Annotated in this window: 4 protein-coding genes; all 4 read right to left on the bottom strand. The window is 44.5% G+C overall.

The features are described from left to right. Positions 1-779: DUF819 family protein (locus tag F6K38_RS40785; protein WP_287360526.1), on the bottom strand; the 779-nt coding region annotated here is incomplete at its 3' end. A 5-nt stretch (positions 780-784) separates the two neighbouring features. Further along, on the bottom strand, positions 785-1,258 hold the full coding sequence (locus F6K38_RS40780) for a PIN domain-containing protein (protein ID WP_071106747.1): 474 nt from the start codon (positions 1,256-1,258) through the stop codon (positions 785-787). Next, entirely contained in the window at positions 1,255-1,521 is a 267-nt protein-coding gene (locus F6K38_RS40775) for a UPF0175 family protein (RefSeq protein ID WP_071106748.1), read from the bottom strand. Before F6K38_RS40775 ends, F6K38_RS40780 begins: the two co-directional genes overlap by 4 nt. Positions 1,522-1,793: 272 nt before the next feature. Next, complete coding sequence (locus F6K38_RS43830; protein ID WP_353737293.1) at positions 1,794-1,865, bottom strand: hypothetical protein; 72 nt, start codon at positions 1,863-1,865, stop codon at positions 1,794-1,796. Positions 1,866-1,871: the final 6 nt, after the last annotated feature.

Below are 1,871 nucleotides of genomic sequence, written 5' to 3'. Positions count from 1 at the left end.
CTTGGGAATAGTGTCGCTAGCATCACAATTAAAACCGTTTCTACCAGAATTCCCCCTTTGTTGAAACCCAACCAGCTAGCGAGACCATAACCTACAGCACAAATGGTCATACTAATGGCTAATGCCAAACTGATATTGATAACAGAGAGTCCTTGTCGAGACTGGGAGTCAAAGACACTAAACTGACTAGAATTAGTATTCTCCTGAGAGCGCTGGTTAGGGAAAATTCCCCGTAGCCACTTCATGGAAGGTAAAGCAAACAGCACTAAAAAGTACAAGGTCATCACTAAATTATCTGCTGCTACCCCAGCACTGAGTAAATCTCCTGCTCTTAATCCAGTGCTTTCAGCGGTTGCCGCAAAATTAACAGAACCACCAATATAGGTAGCACAAAAAATTGCTGCCAACTGCCAACCTTGCTCTCCTAAAGGAATGAGATAGTAAGCCACTACTGTTCCTAGGATTGTTCCCACTGCACCAATGCCATAGGCAATTAAGGTAAACCCAGCCTCCCACACAATCCGAAACAAATCAGCTTGGAATAGTAGTAAAGGAATAGCTAATGGAACTAAGTAAGACCAGACCACACCATAGGCGGGAGCATCCGGTGGGATAATCCTAAGATTAGATAGGATGAACGTTACCAAAATGGTGACAACAGCCCCAGATAGTTTAGCTCCCCAAGGAGTTCGTTCTGCCCAGAATCCAATTGTTGCTGCTGACAGCAACACAGCCCATAGAGCGAAATCTTGATTAGGATTTATAAGAGACGTTGTCATGTTTTTTAGGAATGCTTATCTAAAAGCTTTTCAAATAAACTTTCCGATGCCCAAAACGATGTATTTTTAAGATTATCGACAACAACAGGTAAATTGATAAGTTTCATAGTAGCTGCCCGGTCTAAAATTCCCAAAATACCTGTGATGGTTAATCCTCGTTCTTTTGCTATGCGCCTTGCCTTCATATCATCTAGCAAAATTAAATCTGCTGTGAGTTCTTGAGCTAAAAGAATAGCTGCCAGTTCTCCGGGGTCTAGCAAATCTAGAACTGAATCGGAAGATAGGCTAACGGGTCTAATTTTCAGCCAAGGGGGTGGGGTGGCAATCCAAGTTTGCACAGGTGGTGGGGCAGCCACATCTGATAGCTCGTCATACACTGCTTGGGGAATAATGATTTGCCCAAACAGTTGGGGTAGCAGGTTAATCTGCCCAATCAGGATTAGGTAGTTAATCGGGGAAGTATTAGAAACAACGATCATCCAGGGTTGGCAAATAGATTGTCCAGGGTTTGGCTATCTTGCTCTAGGTCAGCTTCGGTGTAGGGAAGGTAAGCTTTTTCCTGCTTGAGGAATTGGTAGGTTTCCCAGCGAGAAGAAAAGTTAAGGATTCTGCGGACTTGGGCAGCACCAAGCTGACCTTGACGATAGCGATCAGCCACAATCAGTTCAAGGATTCTGCGGGAGAGGTCACCTACTTGGAGTTGACTAGCGATTTCATCGGGGAGTTGGATGGTAATTTCCATAGGGGTAATCGGAGTCTGTCCATAGATGCAGTTTAACTCCAAAGTTAGGGCAGCAGTGTGTGAGAGCCTAGCTAAACTCCGACAAATCAACTAAAATAAACCCGTCAGCTGTCAGCCGTCAGCTGTCAGCCGTCAGCTTAAAATAAACCTTCCGTAGCGTGCGCATCGCGCAAACAGCAGGATTTGATAATGCTTACCTGTTTTATTCAAAAGCTGAACGCGCACGGGTGCGCGTAGCGCATCAGCTGATAGCTGATAGCTGATAGCTGACATCACTCAAACTTCCAAATCTTAATAGTATTATCTTGAGAACTACTAGCAATGGTAGCACCATCATGGCTAATAGCAAC

Origin of the sequence: Moorena sp. SIO3B2, assembly GCF_010692525.1 — a bacterium.
GTDB lineage: Bacteria > Cyanobacteriota > Cyanobacteriia > Cyanobacteriales > Coleofasciculaceae > Moorena > Moorena producens.
Note: the sequence above shows the minus strand (reverse complement) of the source record. Positions and strands in the feature narration are given on the sequence as shown.